The sequence below is a fragment of the Vibrio sp. 10N.247.311.49 genome (assembly GCF_041467655.1).
Lineage (GTDB): Bacteria > Pseudomonadota > Gammaproteobacteria > Enterobacterales > Vibrionaceae > Vibrio > Vibrio crassostreae_C.
Genome location: NZ_JBFSVA010000007.1, coordinates 90301 through 109468, shown reverse-complemented (window position 1 = coordinate 109468; position 19168 = coordinate 90301). Strand labels below are relative to the sequence as shown.

Genomic DNA, 19168 nt, shown 5'->3' with positions numbered 1-19168 from the left:
AAATAGTTTGGAACTGGTCTCACAATCGAAACGGTTTTGAACGCCACAAACTGGAAAAGAGGTTTGAGCTTGTTATTGTCTAGCGACTAAATCAAATGAGCTTTTAGAGTAAGTTGAAAGGGCTATTGTTAACTGGCGCAATACTTTGCTTCAAAGTTTGTCTTACACTTCTTTAGCGTGAATTTACTTATGTCGTAAGTAGGCAGGTATACCACATAAAGCTATATCGATTTAATTTTAAGCTGAAATACTAACTAGGATCATTTAAATGTAGTTTTGGGCAATAAAGTGATGACAAATAGCTTCATTTACATAGTATTAGGCAAGTACGTATTAATCTGCTCTAGAGCTTAAAACGGAGAATTATTGTGGTTGTAGAAACCGATGGCTATTTGGCTTTAATCGAGCACCTATCATTCAACCTTGATGTGTTTACCAATAGTAATGGTGATACTGGAAACGAAAGTGTCGAAGACATTGTTACCGACATGATTTCAACAAACATCATGGCTATTTTCGAGCAAAACCCAGAGTTGCATTCGAGCGTTCGTTTTCAACTTTTGAAAGAAGCAGATGCCGTAGTAGCGGATCTTGGTGAAGTATTAGCGGGTGTGTGGGCTAAGAAAGCGACTAACGAACAAATTGTATTCCTCGATGAGTACATCGCGTTAGTCAAGAACCTGTTTGATACTGCTGTTGCTAAATACGATTAACGGTTTGTTTGCTCATTTATCGTCGTAATTAATCAGCATAATAACAACGGGCGTTTAAGTCGTATCTTTCTAGAGTTACCTCGCTCAGCGGTTTATCTTTCGAACCGCTATAAACGCCTAAAGTGCCAAAACTTGGATGCCCAGTAAGGGTTATCTAACCTAGAAATAATGACACCTTTCGATGTCGAGGCATGTAGAAATTGGTTGTTTCCTAAATAAACGCCTACATGTCGCACCGTCATCGAAGTCTTGAAAAACACCAAGTCACCGCTTGTTGCCTGCCCATACGCAATTTCTTTTCCCTTTTTACTCTGGTCTTTTGTGGTTCTTGGTAGAGCTTGTTGAGTCGCATTTTGCACGGCGATTTGAACAAAAGCAGAGCAATCTATACCTCGAAATGAGGTCCCACCGAAATGGTATGGCACGCCTTTCCACTGTTCATACACGCTCATATAAGCGTTTGTAGTCAATTGTTCTGACTTTGATAGGGGTTTCTGTGCGGTTTGACTAAGCTGAGAAGGCGAAGGTGACGAGCTACAAGCAGCCAATGTTGCTAAAGTTATTGTAACTACGGCCATTTTTCTGATTTTCATATGTAACTCTTCTGACAAAAAACTGAAATAAAAACGTCATCAAGGACTTCTAGTATACGACCTAACTTAAGGATATCTCTTTTCGTAGTCAAACTGGATTTCACATGCCCGACACAAATTTATCAATAAAACCCTCACGTTATACATTCTCGCTCATTCAAACCGTCACTGCTGTATTTATTTCCATTCTTTTACTTGTTACTTTTTTATCAATGGTTAGCATTCGGGGCGTTGAACGGGTCGGGGGACATTTTGATGCACTCTCGGAACAAGCATTACCCCTTGCTCTACATAACGCCGAATTAACGCAAAGCGTATTAGAACAAGTAAAACTTCTCACTTACAGCACCCAATCAACCGACTTAGATACACTGAATGCCACAAGGGGCTCAATTGACCAACTCGCTACAGAGAGCAATACCACGCTAGAGGAACTCCTTTTTATCTCCCAATCTTTTCCTGATGCAATCTCTTTAGAGCAACAACAAAACCTTGTCGATGACATGGCGCAACTGCAAACCATGACCAACACGGTACTGCTGGCACAGATCGAAATTCAAAGTAAGCAAAATCTGATCGACAGTAAAATGGGCGAGTTCCGTTATGGCGTTGGATCTATCGGACCAGAAATGAATCGAATCAGCTCATTCTTGGTTGAAGACAACCCAGAAGCGAGCGATGCAGCGAACCGATTCACATCCAGTGCGTCTGCTATGGCGAACACCTTCTTGATGTTGATGATGCAACCTGACATTGATAAAGCACAAGACGAATACCGTCAATTGAGAAACCGAATCGCAGGCCTTAACTTGGCTTACAGCGATTTTGCCGATTGGCATCCAGACATCGTTGAGTTCGCGAGCTTGACGGCGCCTTACGAGATGGTGAAAGAAGGCTTTACCGAAGAAGGCGTGATCAAACAGATCCTCTTGAAACTCGAACTGGTTCAGCAGCAAGAGCAAAACTTAACGCAAGTCATTAACTTAGCGAACACCGTCATTAGCACATTGAGTCAGCTGTCTTCCACCGCTTCCCACCTGATTGATGAAAGTGAACTGGTTGTAAATCAAACCATTACCAATATTGATCGTGTGTTGTTTATCAGCGGGCTAGTGATTGCCGTAATCATTGTGATTTCATGGTTCGTGTTACGCCGTTGGATGAATAAAGGGCTTAAAAACATAACTCAACAGTTGAGTTCACTGGCAGATCATGACTTCTCTAAACAGAGTGAATTACTGGGGCCGCTAGAGCTGCAAGTTATTACTTCAAAACTCAATACGGTCGTTGATTCAACCGCAGATTCGGTTCGTTTAGTAACGCGCAACTGTGAGACGCTTTATCAAACGGCAGAAGTAAGCCACGACGCTGCAGAGCAAACCAATTCGAGCTTGAACGAGCAGAACGAATCACTTCAGAATATGATCACCACCATTACGGAGCTGGAAGCATCGATTGGTGAGATTGCTCGTATCTCTAACGCATCGAACGACGATGCTCAAATAGCAGAAGATGAGTCAGTGAATGGCAGCCAAGTGGTTGGCCTTAACCAACAACGATTACAAGCGCTTGAGCACTCTCTTAGCATGAGTGAAGAGTCGATGGCTGACTTGGATGGTCGAGTGAAACAGATTCGTGAAATGGTCGACATGATCAGTGGTATCGCTGAAAACACCAACTTATTGGCACTGAACGCTGCGATAGAAGCGGCGCGAGCAGGTGAACAAGGTCGAGGTTTTGCGGTAGTTGCAGACGAAGTGCGTAAATTGGCGAGCGGCACATCCCAGCAAACCACCAATATTCGTAGCATGATGAACGAACTAGTAGCGGCAGCAGATCGCTCACGTGCTTCTGTAACGGAATCGAGAAGTGAGATGGCCAATGCACTGGAAACCAGTGGCGATGTAAGACAAGCCTTCGAGAAAATCGAATTTGCGGTTAGCCAGATCAAAGGGCGTGTTGAGCAAATCATGGTGGCTACCGAAGAACAAGCTCGTGCAACTGTCGATGTTACCCATTCAATCACTCGAGTATCTGAGCAGGGCGAGAATACTAAGCTGCAACTTGAATCTATGATCGAGAGTTCAGAGCAAGTCGGAGAGATAGCAGGGCACCAACAAGCCATGCTTCATAAGTACGTGCTGAAATAGACGAGCGTGATAGTTAAGCTAGTGTGCGAAAGAGTTTAAGCACTAGCAGTACTTAATCATTAACTACGCTTATAACGACTATCGATACAGAAGCGCCCTTAAGTTCTCACAAGAATCTAAGGGCGTTTTGTTTTCGGATTAAGATAACTTTGGTATTAAGCTAAGGTTGGTCTCAATATAAGCTTGAGACTCAACTGAATTCGAACTTAATCTTTCGTTGTCGGGAATCGTGCAAATGGCTGACGTAACATTAAATCTAGCCGTTGCTCTTTACCATCTTGAATCTCGGGAACACCAATATGCACCTTGTCATGACCAAGCTTGGGTTGGGCGCGGTAAGTCTTAAACCAGATGTCCCACACTGATAAAAAGAAGCCAAAGTTTGAGTGCGTTTCCTTAACAATGACTGAGTGATGAACGCGGTGCATGTCTGGTGTCACAATCACTTTTCTCAATCGTTTATCGAACCATAGCGGAAGACGTGCATTACTGTGGTTAAACATCGCACTTGCATTAAGAACAATTTCAAATATCACGACCGCAATGACAGGCACACCAAGTGCGATCACCAAACTCACTTTGATGAGCATTGAAAGAATCATCTCAATAGGGTGAAAGCGCGTTCCGGTTGTGACATCAATATCTAGGTCCGCATGGTGAACTCGATGTAGCTTCCACAACCAAGGAACACGATGAAACACCAAGTGCTGCAGGTAAATGGCGCAATCTAACAGTAATACGCAGACCAGAATGGTGAGTTCTTTCGGAAGTGACAGGGTATTGAACAGACCCCATTGGTTTTCTTGCGCAATGACCGCCGCTTGGAATGCTGCAATAGGAATCAGAGTGGCTAATAGAAAGCTGTTCAAAGCGACCAGCGCAAAGTTGTTTCCCCAACGAAACCACTTGTTTTGAGTCAGTGTTTTACGCGGAAAACGGTATTCCCAAAGCGCACACAATCCAAAAACGACAATAAAACAAACAAGGCGAAGCAGTGATGGGTCTTGCATGGGAATTCCTTCTATCATTCTAAGGACACTGTAAGTACAATCGTGCCACTTTTCTAGAGTTATCGTTATTGTCCATGAGAATCCACGCTTTTCACCGTTTATATCAACATCGTTTATCCATTGCTACCAAACCGTTTAATGCGCGCGGGTGTAAAGTCGTGCGATGTGAATTCTGCAAAATCAAACAAGACAGCTGTATCTGTGAGCATCAACCTAACGTTGATACGAACGTCGCGACTATGTTGATCTTGTCAGACAACGAAATCTTAAAGCCAAGTAATACCGGCCGTTTGATTGTTGATACGGTTAAAGACAGTTACGCCTACCTTTGGCATCGTACTGAGCCAAATCAAGAGATGTTGGATGTCCTCAAAGATGACAAATACCAACCTGTGATCGTATTCCCTGAAGACTATACCGACGACAAAACGCGCGTAGTTCAAGATCTGCCACAAATGCGTGACCCAAACAAAACACTATTGCTGATTTTCATTGATGGCAGTTGGCGCGAAGCACGACGTATCTTCCGTCGCTCAGAGTATCTGCAAGATTTACCGGTGTTGTCGATTGAGCCGGAATCGGTTTCTCAATACATGATGCGTAAGTCAGACAACGAACAACATCTATCAACGGCCGAAGTAGCGAGCTTAGTTTTGAAACAAGCCGGTGAAGAACAGGGCGCTAAGACTTTACAGCTATGGTTTGAAGCATTTCGTGAAAGCTACATGTTGAGTAAGACGCGTTATAAGTCCGATCCAACCAAACCAAGCCTGAATGCTTTCATAGAGCATACTAAAAGTGAGACGTCACTCTAACCTTTAACCGCTTTGTGCTGACTTGTTGTTCAAACAGATTCGAACACGAGATAAGTTTGTTATCTATCACGGTTTGTAGGGGGAGTGTTATGGATAATGCTTCCTAGTTGTTTAATTTAAAAATTTTATTTGCCCGAATTTAGGGAAAAATTGGAGAGATTTCATGTATTACGGCTTTGATGTTGGCGGCACAAAAATTGAGTTTGGTGCGTTCAATGAAAAACTTGAGCGAGTAGCAACCGAACGCGTACCAACGCCTACTGAAGATTATCAACTGCTACTTGATACGATTGCCGGTTTGGTAAAAAAATACGATAGCGAATTCTCTTGCGAAGGCAAAATTGGCCTTGGTCTTCCAGGCATGGAAGATGCGGACGACGGCACTATGCTTGTTGTTAACGTACCGGCTTCAACAGGTAAGCCATTACGCAAAGACTTAGAAGCGCTGATTGGTCGTAGTGTTAAAATCGAGAACGATGCGAACTGTTTTGCGCTGTCTGAAGCGTGGGATGATGAATTGAAAGATGAACCATCAGTAGCTGGCCTAATTCTAGGTACTGGTTTTGGTGGTGGTTTGGTTTTTGATGGCAAAGTATTTTCAGGACGTAACCACGTTGCTGGCGAGCTCGGCCATATGCGTCTTCCTATTGATGCATGGTTCCACCTTGGCGACAACGCACCGTTACTAGGCTGTGGTTGTGGCAAGAAAGGTTGTTTAGACAGCTACCTATCTGGTCGCGGCTTTGAACTGATTTATGAGCACTACTTCGGTGAGAAAAAGAAAGCGATTGAAATCATCCAAGCGTACAACGAAGGCGAAGCAAAAGCAGCTGAGCACGTTGACCGTTTCATGGAACTATTGGCTATCTGTTTCGCAAACCTATTTACTGCACTTGACCCGCATGTTGTAGCACTAGGTGGTGGACTTTCAAACTTCGAACTTATCTACGAAGAGATGCCAAAGCGTGTTCCTAAATACCTATTGTCTGTAGCGAAATGTCCAAAGATCATCAAAGCGAAGCACGGTGATTCAGGTGGCGTTCGTGGCGCAGCATTCCTTAACATTAAGTAATCATTACTTACCGTTAAGCTAATTAAGGTTAGATAGTTAAAAGCATAAATAAAAATGCCGCAATCTCAAAAGAGGTTGCGGCATTTTTTATTGTTCGGTGCTTTCTTTAGCTGTTAGCTGTTAGCTGTTAGCTGTTAACTACAAACGAAAAGCTAGAAACGACATATCAAGAAAAGAGCCAAGAGGGCTTACTTCTTCTTTTTACCAACACCAAGATTGTCTTTTTGCTTCAACGTAAGCTTAGTAAAGCCAAGCTTGCGGAAGTAGTTGTCTTGGTAGTTGCGAACCGCTTTAGTATCAGAAATCAACTCAAGCTGTTGCTCAGTTTTTAGATACTCAGAGATATCGATGCCTTCAGCTGCAGCAACAGCTTCTTGGATCGTGCGGTGTTCTTGTTTTGAAAACAGTAACTCTTTGTCTTCGTCTTTGTAAGTGTACAGAATGGTACGAGCCATGGTGCTCTCCAATAGAATTATTACTTTGCGCGCACTCTACATAAAAAGCGTACGTGGCTCAAGGTTATGATAAAAAATCTTGAAATATTAGCGATATCAATAAAGCGAGCAGTAAGTCGCAAAAATATTTTATGGTACACTAATCACAATTTATATGTTTGATCGGCTTAAATCTAATTTATGATCAACACGCTTTACCCTCAGATTATGGGAATCATCACTCGAATTCAAAACTATCCTGGAATCAAAGGATTAGAAGAAGTTGATGCGCGAGTAAGAAAGATATGCCGTGACCATAATCAACCGTTCCCAGAGTCTATTGCGCTTTTTCTGAAGGCGTACAAAAGTGATCGCCAAGACAATCTACTTGATGCTGTCGAACATTATAAAACCTGCTTAAATGCAACCCAACCAGAAGAAGTTCAACTCACTGTTTTCGTCAACGGTCTATTGGCGTCGGTTTATAACGATTGTGGTGAATACCAATCGGCTTATGCGTGTTATGCAAAGACGTTAGAGAACTTACATCTTGTTGATGACAATATTCGAGCGCTCATCTATTGCAACCTGAGTGACATGCATTTGAGCTTAGGAAAGTTCGAAGAAGCAAAACAGTATGCACGTAAAGCGGTAACGTCATCTCAGAATGCTAACCGCCAGCTAGATTGTGCAGTGAGCCACCTTAACCTCGCTTATGGTTGTGCGTATACCGGAGAATTTGACCAAGCGATTCGAGCAATCGCTGAAGCGAAGAAGATAGCCGAGTCACTCTCAAGTAATAGAACGTTCGCACTGTGTCACGGATACCTAGCTCAAACTATGGTTCAGCAAGGTAGGGTTCAACAGGGCTGTTTTGCTCCAAGTGACGTGCTTGATGTGTTTTATCAAGCGGAACAATATTTCCTGAAAATCAACGACGACCATAATCGAATGGAAAACTTGGTGTGTTGGTTTCAATATTTGGTGGAAATAGGGGAGCTTGAACAAGCCCAAGAAAGATGTCTTTTCCTTGAGCAGAACTTTGAGCTCAAAAACAGTTACCACTTCTATAGTATTTACGCGAAGACCAAGGCGAAAATCTTTCACCTTCAACAAGATTGTAATGGCCTTGCATCACTGCAAACGGAACATATCGAGCTTTCGGAAAAATACCTCAAGGCTTACGAACGCAAACAAAGCAACCGTATTCTACAAAGCGTGGACACTCTAAGAGACAAACAACAGCACGAAGTGTTTACCCAAATGCAAAAGTACATGGGCGCGATTACCGATATCGGTCAGTTCATTGCTACCGCTCCTGATCTGTATAGCGTGCTTCCTGAAATCCTCAGTAAGATAAACACGATTCTGCCGACGTTCGAATTTGGTATTGCGCTGTATGACGACGAGTCCGACATACTCGACTACCAATACTTTGTCGATACTCAAGGCTTGGTACAAAACCTCAAAGTCACTTGCCAAGATAACCAAACCGTCGGTACTTATGTAATTCGTAAACGAGCAACAGTGCATTTGAACAGCGTCACCGATGATGCGCTAGAGCCTTATGTTGACAAGGCCTCACGTAAAGATGACGACTTAGTGGTGGTTAAAGACAAACCAGACACCAACTCCATCATTCTGACGCCGATCATTCTCAATGAAAGAGTGATAGGGCTGTTGTCCATACAGCATCATTTACCCAACCAATACCAACAACACCATTGTCAGTTAATCGAGCATTTGGCGAGTTTCATTGCTGTCTCGCTTGAGAATCAAAAGCAAAGACAGCGCTTAGAGAGTGCCAATCAAACGCTTGAGGTATTGAGCACGACAGACCCATTAACGGGTTTATCGAATCGCTATCAACTCGACAAAATTACACCTGTGTTGATTCGTAATGCTTATACGCAAAAACGGTCACTTGCAGTATTGATGATTGATATTGATGAGTACAAAGCCTACAACGATTTTCATGGTCACTTACAAGGTGATGAAGCGCTTCGTATTCTTAGTCGTTTGCTGAGAAGTACATTCTCGGCCAAGAACGATTACTTGTTCCGATATGGCGGGGACGAGTTTATGGCAATCTGCTTTGGTCAAAGTAGCGAAGATATCGAAAAGAAAGTCGTTACTCTTAGAAATGCATTGTATGAGTTGGCGTTAGTCAGTCCTAAAGCGATCAGAGCCAAGCAACTTACCTTATCAATCGGCGGGGTAAACGTTGAGCTTGTTAGCGACAACGTGGATAGCAACTTCAAGATGATTTGTGACATCGCAGACAAGCAACTGTATCGAGTGAAAGAAGGTGGTCGTAACAATTATAATCTTATCGACTGCTATCTGAATAACTGCGACTTATCCAATTGTCCGTTAGATAAGCCCACGGTCGTTTAAACTAATCGGCATATCACTCTAGCTTTCTCTGTACGAACAAAAAAGAAGCCCGCTTATATCGAATATAAGCGGGCTTCTTTTGTATATTGAGAAGCTATGGTAAATCGAGGTCGTGCTAAATCAAACGCGACCTTGTAGCGGAATGATCGTTACCGTTTCACCAACTTTCACGGTATCAACCGCTGGCGAGATTTCAATTAAGCAGTTCGCTTCGCTCATTGAACGCAGGATACCTGAACCTTGCTTGCCCGTCGTTTTCACTTCAAGCACACCCAATTCATTCATCGAGAACACACCACGGCTAAACTCAGTACGACCTTGGCGTGAACGCAGTTGTTCAGTCGCTACGGCATTTGCTTTCACTGGCGTCCAGTTCGTTTGACCTTGTAGCTTGCGGATCGCGGGTTCTACAAAGTTAATGAATGACACCATCACGGCTACTGGGTTGCCAGGTAAACCGAAGAAAGGTTTGTCTTCAATTTTGCCGTAAGCAAGAGGGCGACCTGGACGCATGTTGATACGCCAGAAGTTAATCTCACCCAACTTATCTAACGCGAGTTTGATGTAGTCAGCATCACCAACAGACACGCCACCAGAAGTCAGAACCATGTCGGTTTCAAGCGACGCTGAATGCAGCACGTCCATCATCTTCTGCTCATCATCTTCAATGATGCCGTAATCTACGATGTCACAGCCAAGCTTTTGAAGCATGCCGATAATAGTAAAACGATTTGAGTCATAGATAGAGTTTGGTTTTTGCTCGCTGCCCGGTGCTTGAACTTCATCACCCGTCGAGAACACACCCACTTTAACTTTACGCAGGACAGGGCAGGTACCAAAACCTAACGACGCCATCATGCCCATTTCAGGTGCTTCGATGCGTGTACCACGAGTAAAGACAGGTTGGCCGATTTCTAAATCTTCACCCGCCATACGGACATTTTGTCCAATTGAGATTTTCGCACCTGGGAAGCTAACCTTCTCGCCATCTTGGACGGCTTGCTCGCGCATCACAACAACATCAACGCCTTCAGGCATTGGTGCACCCGTCATGATCTTAACGGCTTCACCTTGTTGAACAGTTTGCTCGTAGCTGTGACCAGCCATAACTTCAGCAACCAGTTGGTAACTATCCAGCTCTAAATCTTCACTACGAATTGCGTAGCCGTCCATTGCTGAGTTGGTGTTTTGAGGCACATTGATTGGCGAGATTATATCTTCAGCCAAAACACGACCGTAGCCCTGCAATAGTTCAACACTCTCTGTGAGATCAAGCGCGTCAATGCTATCAACAATCTTTTGTTGGCCTTGAGTAACGGTTAAACCAGCAGGAGAGAACGAATCACAACACACTGCGGGCGTGTTGTCTTTTGAAGACGAACAAGAAACGGTTTCGCTTATTTTCGAGGAACCGTCAAACGACTGAGCATATTCAATAATGAAATCACGAATCGCTTCTAAGTCACTGATCGCCATTTGTGGCAGTTCGGATTCCACTTGGCTGTCTGCCGCGATAGCAATAATGTTGTTATCGTTTGGATATAACCAAGGTTTGCCCACTTCATCTCGGTGCAGTTCAATTTTAGGGAAGGCGATGTTCTTACAGCCTTCAACCAAAATCAGATCAAGCGTGTTGGTATCAAATCGAGTCAGCAGGTAATAAAAATCTGCTTCGGCTTCTGGTGTTTCTGTCATCATCACGTGACGATTACGAGAAGCAATCAACATTTGGTTCGCGCCCGCTTTACGTAAGCGGTAACTGTCTTTACCCGGCTTATCGACATCAAAATCGTGGTGAGCATGTTTTAACACGCCAACTTTTAAACCCGCATCAGTCAACAGAGGAAGCAGGGCTTCAAGTACGGTCGTTTTGCCTGTACCGCTATAAGCAGCAAAGCCCAATAAAGGAAGGTTAGGGCGTTGTTTAGAATCTTTCATTATTGAAGCGTTCCGAATTGGGTGAGTTCTTCTGGCGTGTTGAGATTAACAAAGCAGTTAGGAGAATCGCTGAAATCAACGTATTCGGTAACACACTCTTTGTATAGCAAGATGATTTTACGATCACCACGTTCCAAAAACGCTTCTAACTTTGGTAGAACACGTTTGTGGAATAGGGTGAATACAGGTTGCTTAAATTCGCCATCATGCGCGACAAGAATGTCGCTGTCTTCTTTAACTGCAGAACAAAAACGCTCAACAAGGTCGTCACTGATTTGTGGGCTGTCGCAAGGGACAAAGCCGACCCAGTCTGTACTCGCGTTTTTAAGGCCAGCATGAATGCCGCCCAATGGACCTGGATAGTCAGGGAAGGAATCGGAAACAACCGGAGCAAATGCTTGGTAACTGTCTAAGTTACGGTTGGCATTGATAGTGATGCTGACATCTTGCTGTGACAGCTTGTTTATAACGTATTGAATAAGCGGAGAACCGTTGAGCTCAACAAGTCCTTTATCTTTTCCACCCATGCGGCTGGCCTGTCCGCCAGCCAAAATAACCCAACTAGTTTGCGTTGGAAGCAGCATAAATATTCTCTTGTGCTTTATCTTTCTGAATAACTTGCAGAAGCGGGGATTCGGTCAAAGTATTGTCTTTGATCCACCACTGCTTCTTACATAAATCGGTTAACGCGTTAGTTTGGTGACTGGTGATGACTAAACTCGCGCCTCTCTGAAGAAGATCTTCGGCCATAATCACCAATCTTTCAATAGATTCTTTGTCTAAAGAAGCACTTGGTTCATCCATAAGCAAGATTGACGGCTTAAGAATCCAAGCTCGTGCCATTGCAACGCGTTGACGCTCACCACCAGACAACACAGAAATGTGTTCATCTGCCAAGGTTTCTAAACCTACCATTCTCAATGCATTAATTATTTGAGCTCGCTTATCTTTTTGGCTCTCTTTGTTAAAGCGAATGCCATAAGCGACATTTTGGTACACCGAACCATCAAAAAGATAGGGGGTTTGATGCAGGTAGATAATGTCTTTGAACTTGAGCCTAGGGAATAAGATCTGCTGCCAGCTTGGTGTCGGAGACTGAATGCGGCCAGAGCTGGGCTGAATCAATCCAGACAATATTTTAAGTAGGGTCGTTTTACCCACACCATTATCTCCTTTGAGATAAATGGCATCGTTGGGGCCGATCGACAATTCGGGAATATGGAACAAAACACGCTCTTTGTAGCGCATTGAAATTTGCTGCGTTGTTATTTTTATACTCATGACAGCGTTCCTAAGTTCTTAAATAGCCTTTTCCTCTCACACTGGAAAGGAAAAAGTTAAGGGCTAATGCCAATGCTAATAACACCATACCGAGGGCGACGCCTTGAGCGAATGCGCCTTTGTGGCTTTCCATAGCGATAGCTGTTGGGATGTTTCTTGTCATCCCCATAATGTTGCCACCGACCATCATTGAACAACCAACCTCAGTGACGATACGAGAGAAGGCAGCGATAGTTGCAGCTAAAAGAGGGAAGCGCGTTTCCCAAATTAACGTACACGCCACACGAGTCGTTGATACGCCAAGCGTGCGCGCCGTTTCAACCGCTCGGCGGTCACTGGCCTGCAGAGCGCCGTGCATCATCGCGACTAGGATTGGGAAACAGATCAGCATCTGACCTAGAATCATCGCCTTTTGGGTGAACAGTAATTCCCAATCACCTAACGGGCCAGAGCGAGAGAGCATCATGTACATCAACAAACCGATAACCACGGTTGGGATAGCTTGCAGGGTGTTGATCACCGATAATAATGCCCACTTCCCGGGGAACTCGGTATAAGCCAATAAGAAAGCCATGATGATTGCAGGAATAATCACTAATGAGATGGCGGACAAAGATACGCTGAAAGATACCGCGACGATTTTCCACAATTCGTGGTCAAAACTCACTAGTAGGTTCATTGCATCAATCGTTGTTTGCCATAGGGTCATGAAGTATCTCGTGTGAATCGATAATAGGTCTTTATCGTTAATGACTGATGTTAATCATAGCTGACACAATATTATTGAGCCTATATTGGCCAGCTATTGTTTCTTTAAATGCTTCAGTTAACTGGTTAGTTAAGCGTAGTGCTAATTGGAATTAGTACTTACAACAAACCATTCTCAGCTTGTTATAAACGAATCTACGCTGACGAAAAACTACTCTGCGCTCGCTACAAACAGCTGTTTGCCATGCAGTTTAAAGTCGTTAATCAGTTTCTGACCTTTAGGGTTCACCAACCAATCACTGAATACTTTCGCTGCTTGGTAGTTAATGCTTGGGTAGCGCTCTGGGTTAACAAGGATTACTTGGTAAGGGTTGAATAGGTTCTTGTCACCTTGGAAAAGGATTTTAAGATCCAGTTTGTTTTGGTAAGCCAACCATGTGCCACGGTCTGTCATGGTGTAGCCTTGCATTTCAGACGCCATGTTCAGAGTAGGGCCCATGCCTTGACCAACACTGCGGTAGCCACCAAAGTTTGGTTCCATTTTGGTCTGTGCCCAAATGCCCATCTCTTTCTTGTGCGTGCCTGAATCGTCACCACGAGACACAAACGTCGCGTTGTTGGTTGCGATTGCTTTGAATACATCAGCTACAGCTTTTTGAGATTCAATTTTTGCTGGGTCACTTTGAGGGCCCACAATCACAAAGTCGTTGTACATCAGCTTACGAGGTAAAACGCCGTAGCCTTTTTCTACGAAATTCGCTTCAGCTTTTGGTGCGTGAGTCATTACCAAATCAACATCACCATTTTCGCCCATGCGAAGTGATTTACCGGTACCCGCAGCTAGAACATCAACCTTGATACCAGAATCTTTTTCGAACTCAGGCAATAAGTAGTCCAGTAGACCAGAGTGATAAGTACTTGTGGTTGTCGCCAACTTAATATGAGTGGTGTCTTCCGCGCTGCTAGCCGTGTAACTGACGATAGATAGAGCTGCAATAGTTAGGGGAATTGCTTTCATTATTATTATGTCCATTCTGTTATAAATGAATGACATGCCTTCAATTTTAAAGGGCTCAAAGAGGGCATGTGCATAAGACGCTAATTGTTGTAATTAGAAATCTACACCTTATAAGCAATCTTAATGCCAACAAATAATGCATCAGATTTCATTAAATTGCTGTTATTTCGGACAAAACTGAGTCTTTTACCCCGTTAAAATGAATCAAAACATGAGCTAGGACAAAATGTCGCACATTGTCCCTGTTGGAGAAAAGGTTAATTGGTACACTCTGTCCCAACTTTTCTCACCGGCTAATCATTATGTCTTTACCTAGTTCATCTGCATCCAATCTCAACCCGAACACATTGACTCAGTATCAGGCGTTTTCCGTCTTGGTGGTCGATGATGAATTGGGTATGCAGGCTATCTTAAAGAAAGCACTGGGTAAGTTCTTTGGCAAGGTGTCGAGCGCAGGATCGGTTGAAGAGGCTGAAACGCTGCGTTCGAGCGAACATTTTGATCTGATTGTCCTTGATATCAACCTACCAGGCCGCTCTGGCATTGAGTGGGAAGAGGCGTTTAACGACAACGACAAACGCGCCGATGTGATTTTCATGACGGGTTATGCCGATCTAGAGATGACCATATCCGCGCTTAAGCTTGGTGCTTCAGATTTTATTCTTAAGCCGTTCAACCTCGAACAGATGATACAAGCGGTTCTGCGTTGTATGGACAAGCGCCTTGACCAAAGAATGCAGTATGCGTTGAAGCGTGATGTTAGCCGTCATATCAAGACCGAATTGATCGGCAATTCAGACAAGACTAAACAGCTCAAATTGCTGATCAGTCAATTTGCACCGTCAAGAGCATCAGTTCTTATAGAAGGTGAGTCGGGTACGGGTAAAGAGTTAGTTGCTCGTGGTGTACATGAAGCCAGCAAGCGTAGCGGCCCATTTGTGCCAATCAACTGTGGAGCGATTGCGCCTGAGCTTTTAGAAAGCGAATTGTTTGGACATACATCAGGCGCATTTACCGGTGCGAAGAAAAACCGTGAAGGTCTTTTCCGAGTCGCGAGTGGCGGCACCTTGTTCCTTGATGAGATCGGTGAAATGCCACTGCCAATGCAAGCTGCATTGTTACGTGTGTTAGAGCAAAGAACCATTCGTCCAGTCGGTAGCGAGAAGGAAATTTCCGTTGACGTGCGAGTAGTGGCGGCGACTAACCGAAATCTTCAAGAAGAGGTCGACAAAGGGCACTTCCGCCGCGATCTGTTCTACCGACTAAATGTACTTAAGATTGATGTGGTGCCATTGAGAGAGCGCCCATCAGACCTGATTGAACTTGTTCCATACTTTACTCGTCTTTTATCGAGCGAGCTTGGCATGCCAGTTCCAAATTGGGCACATGAAGATATCTTGGCGTTGAACGAATACGAATGGCCGGGAAATATTCGTGAGCTTAAAAACTTAGTCGAACGATGCATTCTTTTAGACAAGCCACCAGCACACTATTGGCGCGAGATTAATGGTGATCCTGTTCCCGCTAGCATTTCAGTGACGGTGTCACATGGTGCGGAAATGCCAAACTTGAATAATGCAGACGCTGCCGAGGGTTATCCAAACACTTGGACACTCAAAGAAGTAGAAAAATCTCATATAGAACAGCTGGTTAGTTTTCATGATGGCAATAAATCGGCAGCTGCAAGAGATCTTGGCGTCGCACGTAAAACGCTAGAGCGTAAATACAAAGATTGGAACACGGAAGGCTCTGAATATGCCGATTAGACGTCGTTGGTGGTCAAAGTGGGCGTTCCGATTCAAAACCATGGTTCGCTACCGATTATTATTCCTAACATCAGCTCCGATCATTCTGACCTTGTGCGCGCTTGTGGCTATCACACTGTATTGGTCAATACGTTACACGTGGCAGGGCGCTCTGATTGATGTTGATGAACGCTTGGATGTTGCCGATAACAGTATTCACCTGATCCAAAATCAGCAAGCATACAACGTTCGTGCGTTCGCCGAGTCTTATAACTTTCGAACCAAACTCGCGAGTGATCTTTCACACGAAGAGCTAACTCGCTGGGTGTCTGAGAACAAATCTCGCTATGAGCTCGATTTTCTGCGCTGGCGCAGTGTCGAGAGCATGGAAAAGAAACTCGAATATCTAAACTTAACTCACAAGCCTTCATTTTTCAGTGTCTTAAGCCGTAATGAACTCAATTATCTCGATCGTGACCTCGCTAAAAAAGCGGAAGTTCCGATGCTCAACGGGCAAGAGGTCGAGACTCGCGGATTGGTAAGCCGAACCGTTGTATCCATCAAAGATGAACATGATCATGTGATTGGTTTTCTGGATGGTGGGATCTTACTGAATAACAGTACTCAACTTGTTGACCAAATCAGTAACCTTATCTATCCACAACGAGAAGGTTTTAATCGTCATATTGGTACGGTCACGGTCTTCCTTGATGATCTTCGTGTCAGCACCAACGTGCCTTTGAGCAGTGAAGACAGTGTAGGGCGCGCCATTGGTACACGTGTTTCTCACGAGGTTCACTCGAAAGTCTTGAATGAAGGTAAAGAGTGGCTAGATCGAGCGTATGTTTACGATGCTTGGTACATCACAGCTTACCAACCAATCCATGACCAGTTTAATAATGTGATCGGCATGCTTTACACCGGTTATTTGATTTGGCCGTTGATAGAAACCTACTTGACCAACCTTGGCGAAATTAGCATTACCATTGTGTTGCTGTTGTTGGCATCCGGTTTGATCGTTCACCGTGGCGCGCGTGATCTTTTCAACCCAATCGAACGCATTCATAAAGTGGTGAAGCTAGTCCAGATGGGTCAAGACAAACGAATTGGTACGCTAGGTTTAGATGATCAACACGAACTGACACTGCTCGCTAAACAGTTCGATAAGATGTTGGATCTACTGCACGAGCGTAATCAAGAGATTCAACAAGCGGCGTCTGAACTAGAGTGCAAAGTGCATTCTCGTACCGCGAGTTTGAAAGAGAAAACTGAAGAACTCGAACTGCACATCAAGCTTCTCAATCAAGCCAGAGATAAGCTGGTGGTCAATGAAAAACTAGCCGCGTTAGGTGAATTAACGGCTGGTATTGCTCATGAGATCAATAACCCAACCGCCGTGATTCTTGGCAACGTTGAACTGATGAAGTTTGAACTGGGCGATGAAGTGAGCCGTGTAGATGAGGAAGTCCACGCGATCATGGAGCAGATTGACCGAATTCGAAATATCACACGAAGCCTGCTTCAATACAGCCGTCACGGCGGCGTACAAGACGAAATTACGTGGCAACATATCAACCCAATAGTGGATGAAAGTATTACGCTCGTAAAAACAGGTGCGAAGAAGAAAGGCATTGTGTACGTATCGCAGCTGAACGCTAAAACCTCAGTCGAGGTCAATCGAAACCAATTGCTACAGATTCTGGTTAACCTACAAATGAACGCGATTCATGCAATGGACGGTCAGGGCACGTTAACCATTTCGAGTGAAGACTGGGTTGAAAATGGTGTGTCTCATGGCGCTATCGTTCATGTTCAAGATGAAGGCTGCGGTATTAAGGAAGAACAACTGAAACGTATCTTCTCGCCTTTCTATACCACCAAACGAGATGGCACGGGCTTAGGGTTGTCAGTATCTCAGAGTATCTTGAGCCAAACTGGCGGCGAGATCCGAGTTGAATCTGAGGTAGGTAAGGGAAGTTGCTTTAGTATCTATCTTCAACAGAAAGCGACACCTCAATTGCTTGTATCAAACCTATAAGTTCTAAGAACTCATTCACTGATATTATCATCTGATAATATTTCTAACGCGCTTGGGCTATTACACGAACGTTTTAGCCCAAGCACGAAAATTCCGCACTACTAATCTATCGCAAACCAAATCTCAACTCGCTGCAAATGAGGTACTCCAAGCCTCACAATCGCTCGCAGAAGACAGTCAGAAAATGGCGAACATTACAGAACACCTTACTGAGCAATTGAAATACTTTAAGGTTTAGCATCAATAGGACTATTAGCTTAAAGATAAAAAGCTCATAAAAAACACCTCCGCACTTGCGATAAGTTCGGAGGTGTTTTTATTTATGGCTAGTCATTTGCTATAAGCAACAAACGTCTAAAGCATCAAGCCTAATGCGCCGCTACTGAAATTTTCGGTGGGTTGATGTTGTGCTTCTTAAACTCTTTCATCACACGCAAAGTAATGTCGGTTTCAAACAGCTTCTCATACGCAGTATCCACAACGTAAGCCTTACAAGTTAGCTGTATTGCTAGGTAGTTATCGGTAATCGTCTGTTTAACCAAAACCGTTACAGGTTTCGGCAAGTGGATATAACGACTTGAAGACGCCGCTTCTTGAATTAGATCGCGGGCTAGGGTGATGTCTTCATCCATACCAACGTAAAACGGAATCACCACCTGCATGTCCAACGCACCGTAGTTACCACTGGTGGTCACTTCATTTAAGAACTTGTTGTTCGGAATGGTAATGATGTCATCGTTCAGGGTTCTCATTCGCACTGAACGCAAACCAATGGTAATGATATCACCGTAGTTGCCTTCGAACGTGACGCGGTCACCAACTTGAAAGGGCCTATCAATCATTACCGTGATGCCCGCGATGAATGAAGCTGCCAAATCTTTAAGCGCAAAGCCGACTGACACGGCGAGGGTACCACCAATCAAAGCCAGTATTTGGTCGTTGATTCTAAAGCTCATCATGAACACGATAAGACCGGTGCTCACATAGATGAAGAACTGAGTAAACGACTGCAGTTTTTGCAGTAGCATTCGATATTGCACGAACTGACTTCCAAAGCTGGTCACTAACGAGTTGATGAACTTAAGCAATAACCACATCGCAGCAATAACGATCATGGAGAAGAACACGCCGCTCCATCGCACAAGGCTCGCTATTTTAGAGATGTTTTCTACGTTAGCTAACTCTTCCGTCGCAAAGGTCGGGAAACTGACAGCACTTGCCAAGCCAACAAATAGTAGGATAAATAACTTCTTCAT

At 44.1% G+C, this 19168-nt stretch carries 16 protein-coding genes; 7 read left to right on the top strand and 9 right to left on the bottom strand.

The window, feature by feature from the left end; all coding sequences use genetic code 11:
* Nucleotides 1-368 precede the first annotated feature (368 nt).
* Nucleotides 369-713, top strand: coding sequence for a DUF3802 family protein (locus AB6E54_RS09480; RefSeq protein WP_010440912.1), 345 nt, complete (start codon nucleotides 369-371; stop codon nucleotides 711-713).
* A gap of 107 nt (nucleotides 714-820) precedes the next feature.
* Here the strand turns inward: AB6E54_RS09480 and AB6E54_RS09475 are convergent, their stop codons facing one another.
* Nucleotides 821-1306, bottom strand: coding sequence for a C40 family peptidase (locus tag AB6E54_RS09475; protein WP_017059602.1), 486 nt, complete (start codon nucleotides 1304-1306; stop codon nucleotides 821-823).
* A gap of 104 nt (nucleotides 1307-1410) precedes the next feature.
* Between AB6E54_RS09475 and AB6E54_RS09470 the strand changes: the two genes are divergently transcribed.
* The gene (locus tag AB6E54_RS09470; RefSeq protein ID WP_372106281.1) at nucleotides 1411-3456 is read left to right on the top strand and encodes a methyl-accepting chemotaxis protein; all 2046 of its coding nucleotides are present in this window, start codon (nucleotides 1411-1413) and stop codon (nucleotides 3454-3456) included.
* A gap of 206 nt (nucleotides 3457-3662) precedes the next feature.
* Here the strand turns inward: AB6E54_RS09470 and AB6E54_RS09465 are convergent, their stop codons facing one another.
* Nucleotides 3663-4466, bottom strand: coding sequence for a sterol desaturase family protein (locus AB6E54_RS09465; protein WP_065584420.1), 804 nt, complete (start codon nucleotides 4464-4466; stop codon nucleotides 3663-3665).
* Between the two features lie 68 nt (nucleotides 4467-4534).
* Between AB6E54_RS09465 and AB6E54_RS09460 the strand changes: the two genes are divergently transcribed.
* Nucleotides 4535-5281, top strand: a complete 747-nt coding sequence (locus tag AB6E54_RS09460) for a tRNA-uridine aminocarboxypropyltransferase (protein WP_017080483.1) — start codon at nucleotides 4535-4537, stop codon at nucleotides 5279-5281.
* Between the two features lie 163 nt (nucleotides 5282-5444).
* A complete protein-coding gene (gene nagK, locus AB6E54_RS09455) occupies nucleotides 5445-6353 on the top strand; it encodes an N-acetylglucosamine kinase (RefSeq protein WP_004733781.1) in 909 nt (302 codons plus the stop codon).
* A gap of 188 nt (nucleotides 6354-6541) precedes the next feature.
* On the opposite strand, the gene AB6E54_RS09450 is transcribed toward nagK, so the two are convergent.
* Nucleotides 6542-6808, bottom strand: coding sequence for a DUF2960 family protein (locus AB6E54_RS09450; RefSeq protein ID WP_017063882.1), 267 nt, complete (start codon nucleotides 6806-6808; stop codon nucleotides 6542-6544).
* Nucleotides 6809-6988: 180 nt separating this feature from the next.
* Here AB6E54_RS09450 and AB6E54_RS09445 point away from each other — a divergent pair, with 180 nt between their 5' ends.
* Nucleotides 6989-9184 carry a diguanylate cyclase gene (locus AB6E54_RS09445; RefSeq protein WP_372106282.1) on the top strand — a complete coding sequence of 732 codons (2196 nt, stop codon included), beginning with the start codon at nucleotides 6989-6991 and terminating at the stop codon, nucleotides 9182-9184.
* 120 nt (nucleotides 9185-9304) lie between these two features.
* Here the strand turns inward: AB6E54_RS09445 and AB6E54_RS09440 are convergent, their stop codons facing one another.
* The 5 genes from AB6E54_RS09440 to AB6E54_RS09420 all read right to left on the bottom strand — a co-directional run bounded on the left by AB6E54_RS09440 (nucleotide 9305) and on the right by AB6E54_RS09420 (nucleotide 14129).
* Nucleotides 9305-11122 (bottom strand): bifunctional molybdopterin-guanine dinucleotide biosynthesis adaptor protein MobB/molybdopterin molybdotransferase MoeA, encoded by a 1818-nt coding sequence (locus tag AB6E54_RS09440; RefSeq protein WP_372106283.1) that lies wholly within the window; start codon nucleotides 11120-11122, stop codon nucleotides 9305-9307.
* The gene (gene mobA, locus AB6E54_RS09435) at nucleotides 11122-11706 is read right to left on the bottom strand and encodes a molybdenum cofactor guanylyltransferase MobA (RefSeq protein WP_004733776.1); all 585 of its coding nucleotides are present in this window, start codon (nucleotides 11704-11706) and stop codon (nucleotides 11122-11124) included. The genes AB6E54_RS09440 and mobA overlap by 1 nt, the downstream gene beginning before the upstream one ends.
* The gene (locus AB6E54_RS09430; RefSeq protein WP_102333334.1) at nucleotides 11684-12403 is read right to left on the bottom strand and encodes an energy-coupling factor ABC transporter ATP-binding protein; all 720 of its coding nucleotides are present in this window, start codon (nucleotides 12401-12403) and stop codon (nucleotides 11684-11686) included. Before AB6E54_RS09430 ends, mobA begins: the two co-directional genes overlap by 23 nt.
* A gap of 10 nt (nucleotides 12404-12413) precedes the next feature.
* Nucleotides 12414-13112 carry an ABC transporter permease gene (locus tag AB6E54_RS09425; protein ID WP_017059610.1) on the bottom strand — a complete coding sequence of 233 codons (699 nt, stop codon included), beginning with the start codon at nucleotides 13110-13112 and terminating at the stop codon, nucleotides 12414-12416.
* Nucleotides 13113-13322: 210 nt separating this feature from the next.
* Nucleotides 13323-14129 carry a substrate-binding domain-containing protein gene (locus AB6E54_RS09420; RefSeq protein WP_017068185.1) on the bottom strand — a complete coding sequence of 269 codons (807 nt, stop codon included), beginning with the start codon at nucleotides 14127-14129 and terminating at the stop codon, nucleotides 13323-13325.
* Nucleotides 14130-14431: 302 nt separating this feature from the next.
* Here AB6E54_RS09420 and AB6E54_RS09415 point away from each other — a divergent pair, with 302 nt between their 5' ends.
* Complete coding sequence (locus tag AB6E54_RS09415) at nucleotides 14432-15895, top strand: sigma-54-dependent transcriptional regulator (RefSeq protein WP_372106284.1); 1464 nt, start codon at nucleotides 14432-14434, stop codon at nucleotides 15893-15895.
* Nucleotides 15885-17912 carry a cache domain-containing protein gene (locus AB6E54_RS09410; protein WP_102333335.1) on the top strand — a complete coding sequence of 676 codons (2028 nt, stop codon included), beginning with the start codon at nucleotides 15885-15887 and terminating at the stop codon, nucleotides 17910-17912. The genes AB6E54_RS09415 and AB6E54_RS09410 overlap by 11 nt, the downstream gene beginning before the upstream one ends.
* 368 nt (nucleotides 17913-18280) lie before the next feature.
* Here AB6E54_RS09410 and AB6E54_RS09405 read toward each other — a convergent pair whose 3' ends face one another.
* On the bottom strand, nucleotides 18281-19168 hold the full coding sequence (locus tag AB6E54_RS09405; RefSeq protein ID WP_017063876.1) for a mechanosensitive ion channel family protein: 888 nt from the start codon (nucleotides 19166-19168) through the stop codon (nucleotides 18281-18283).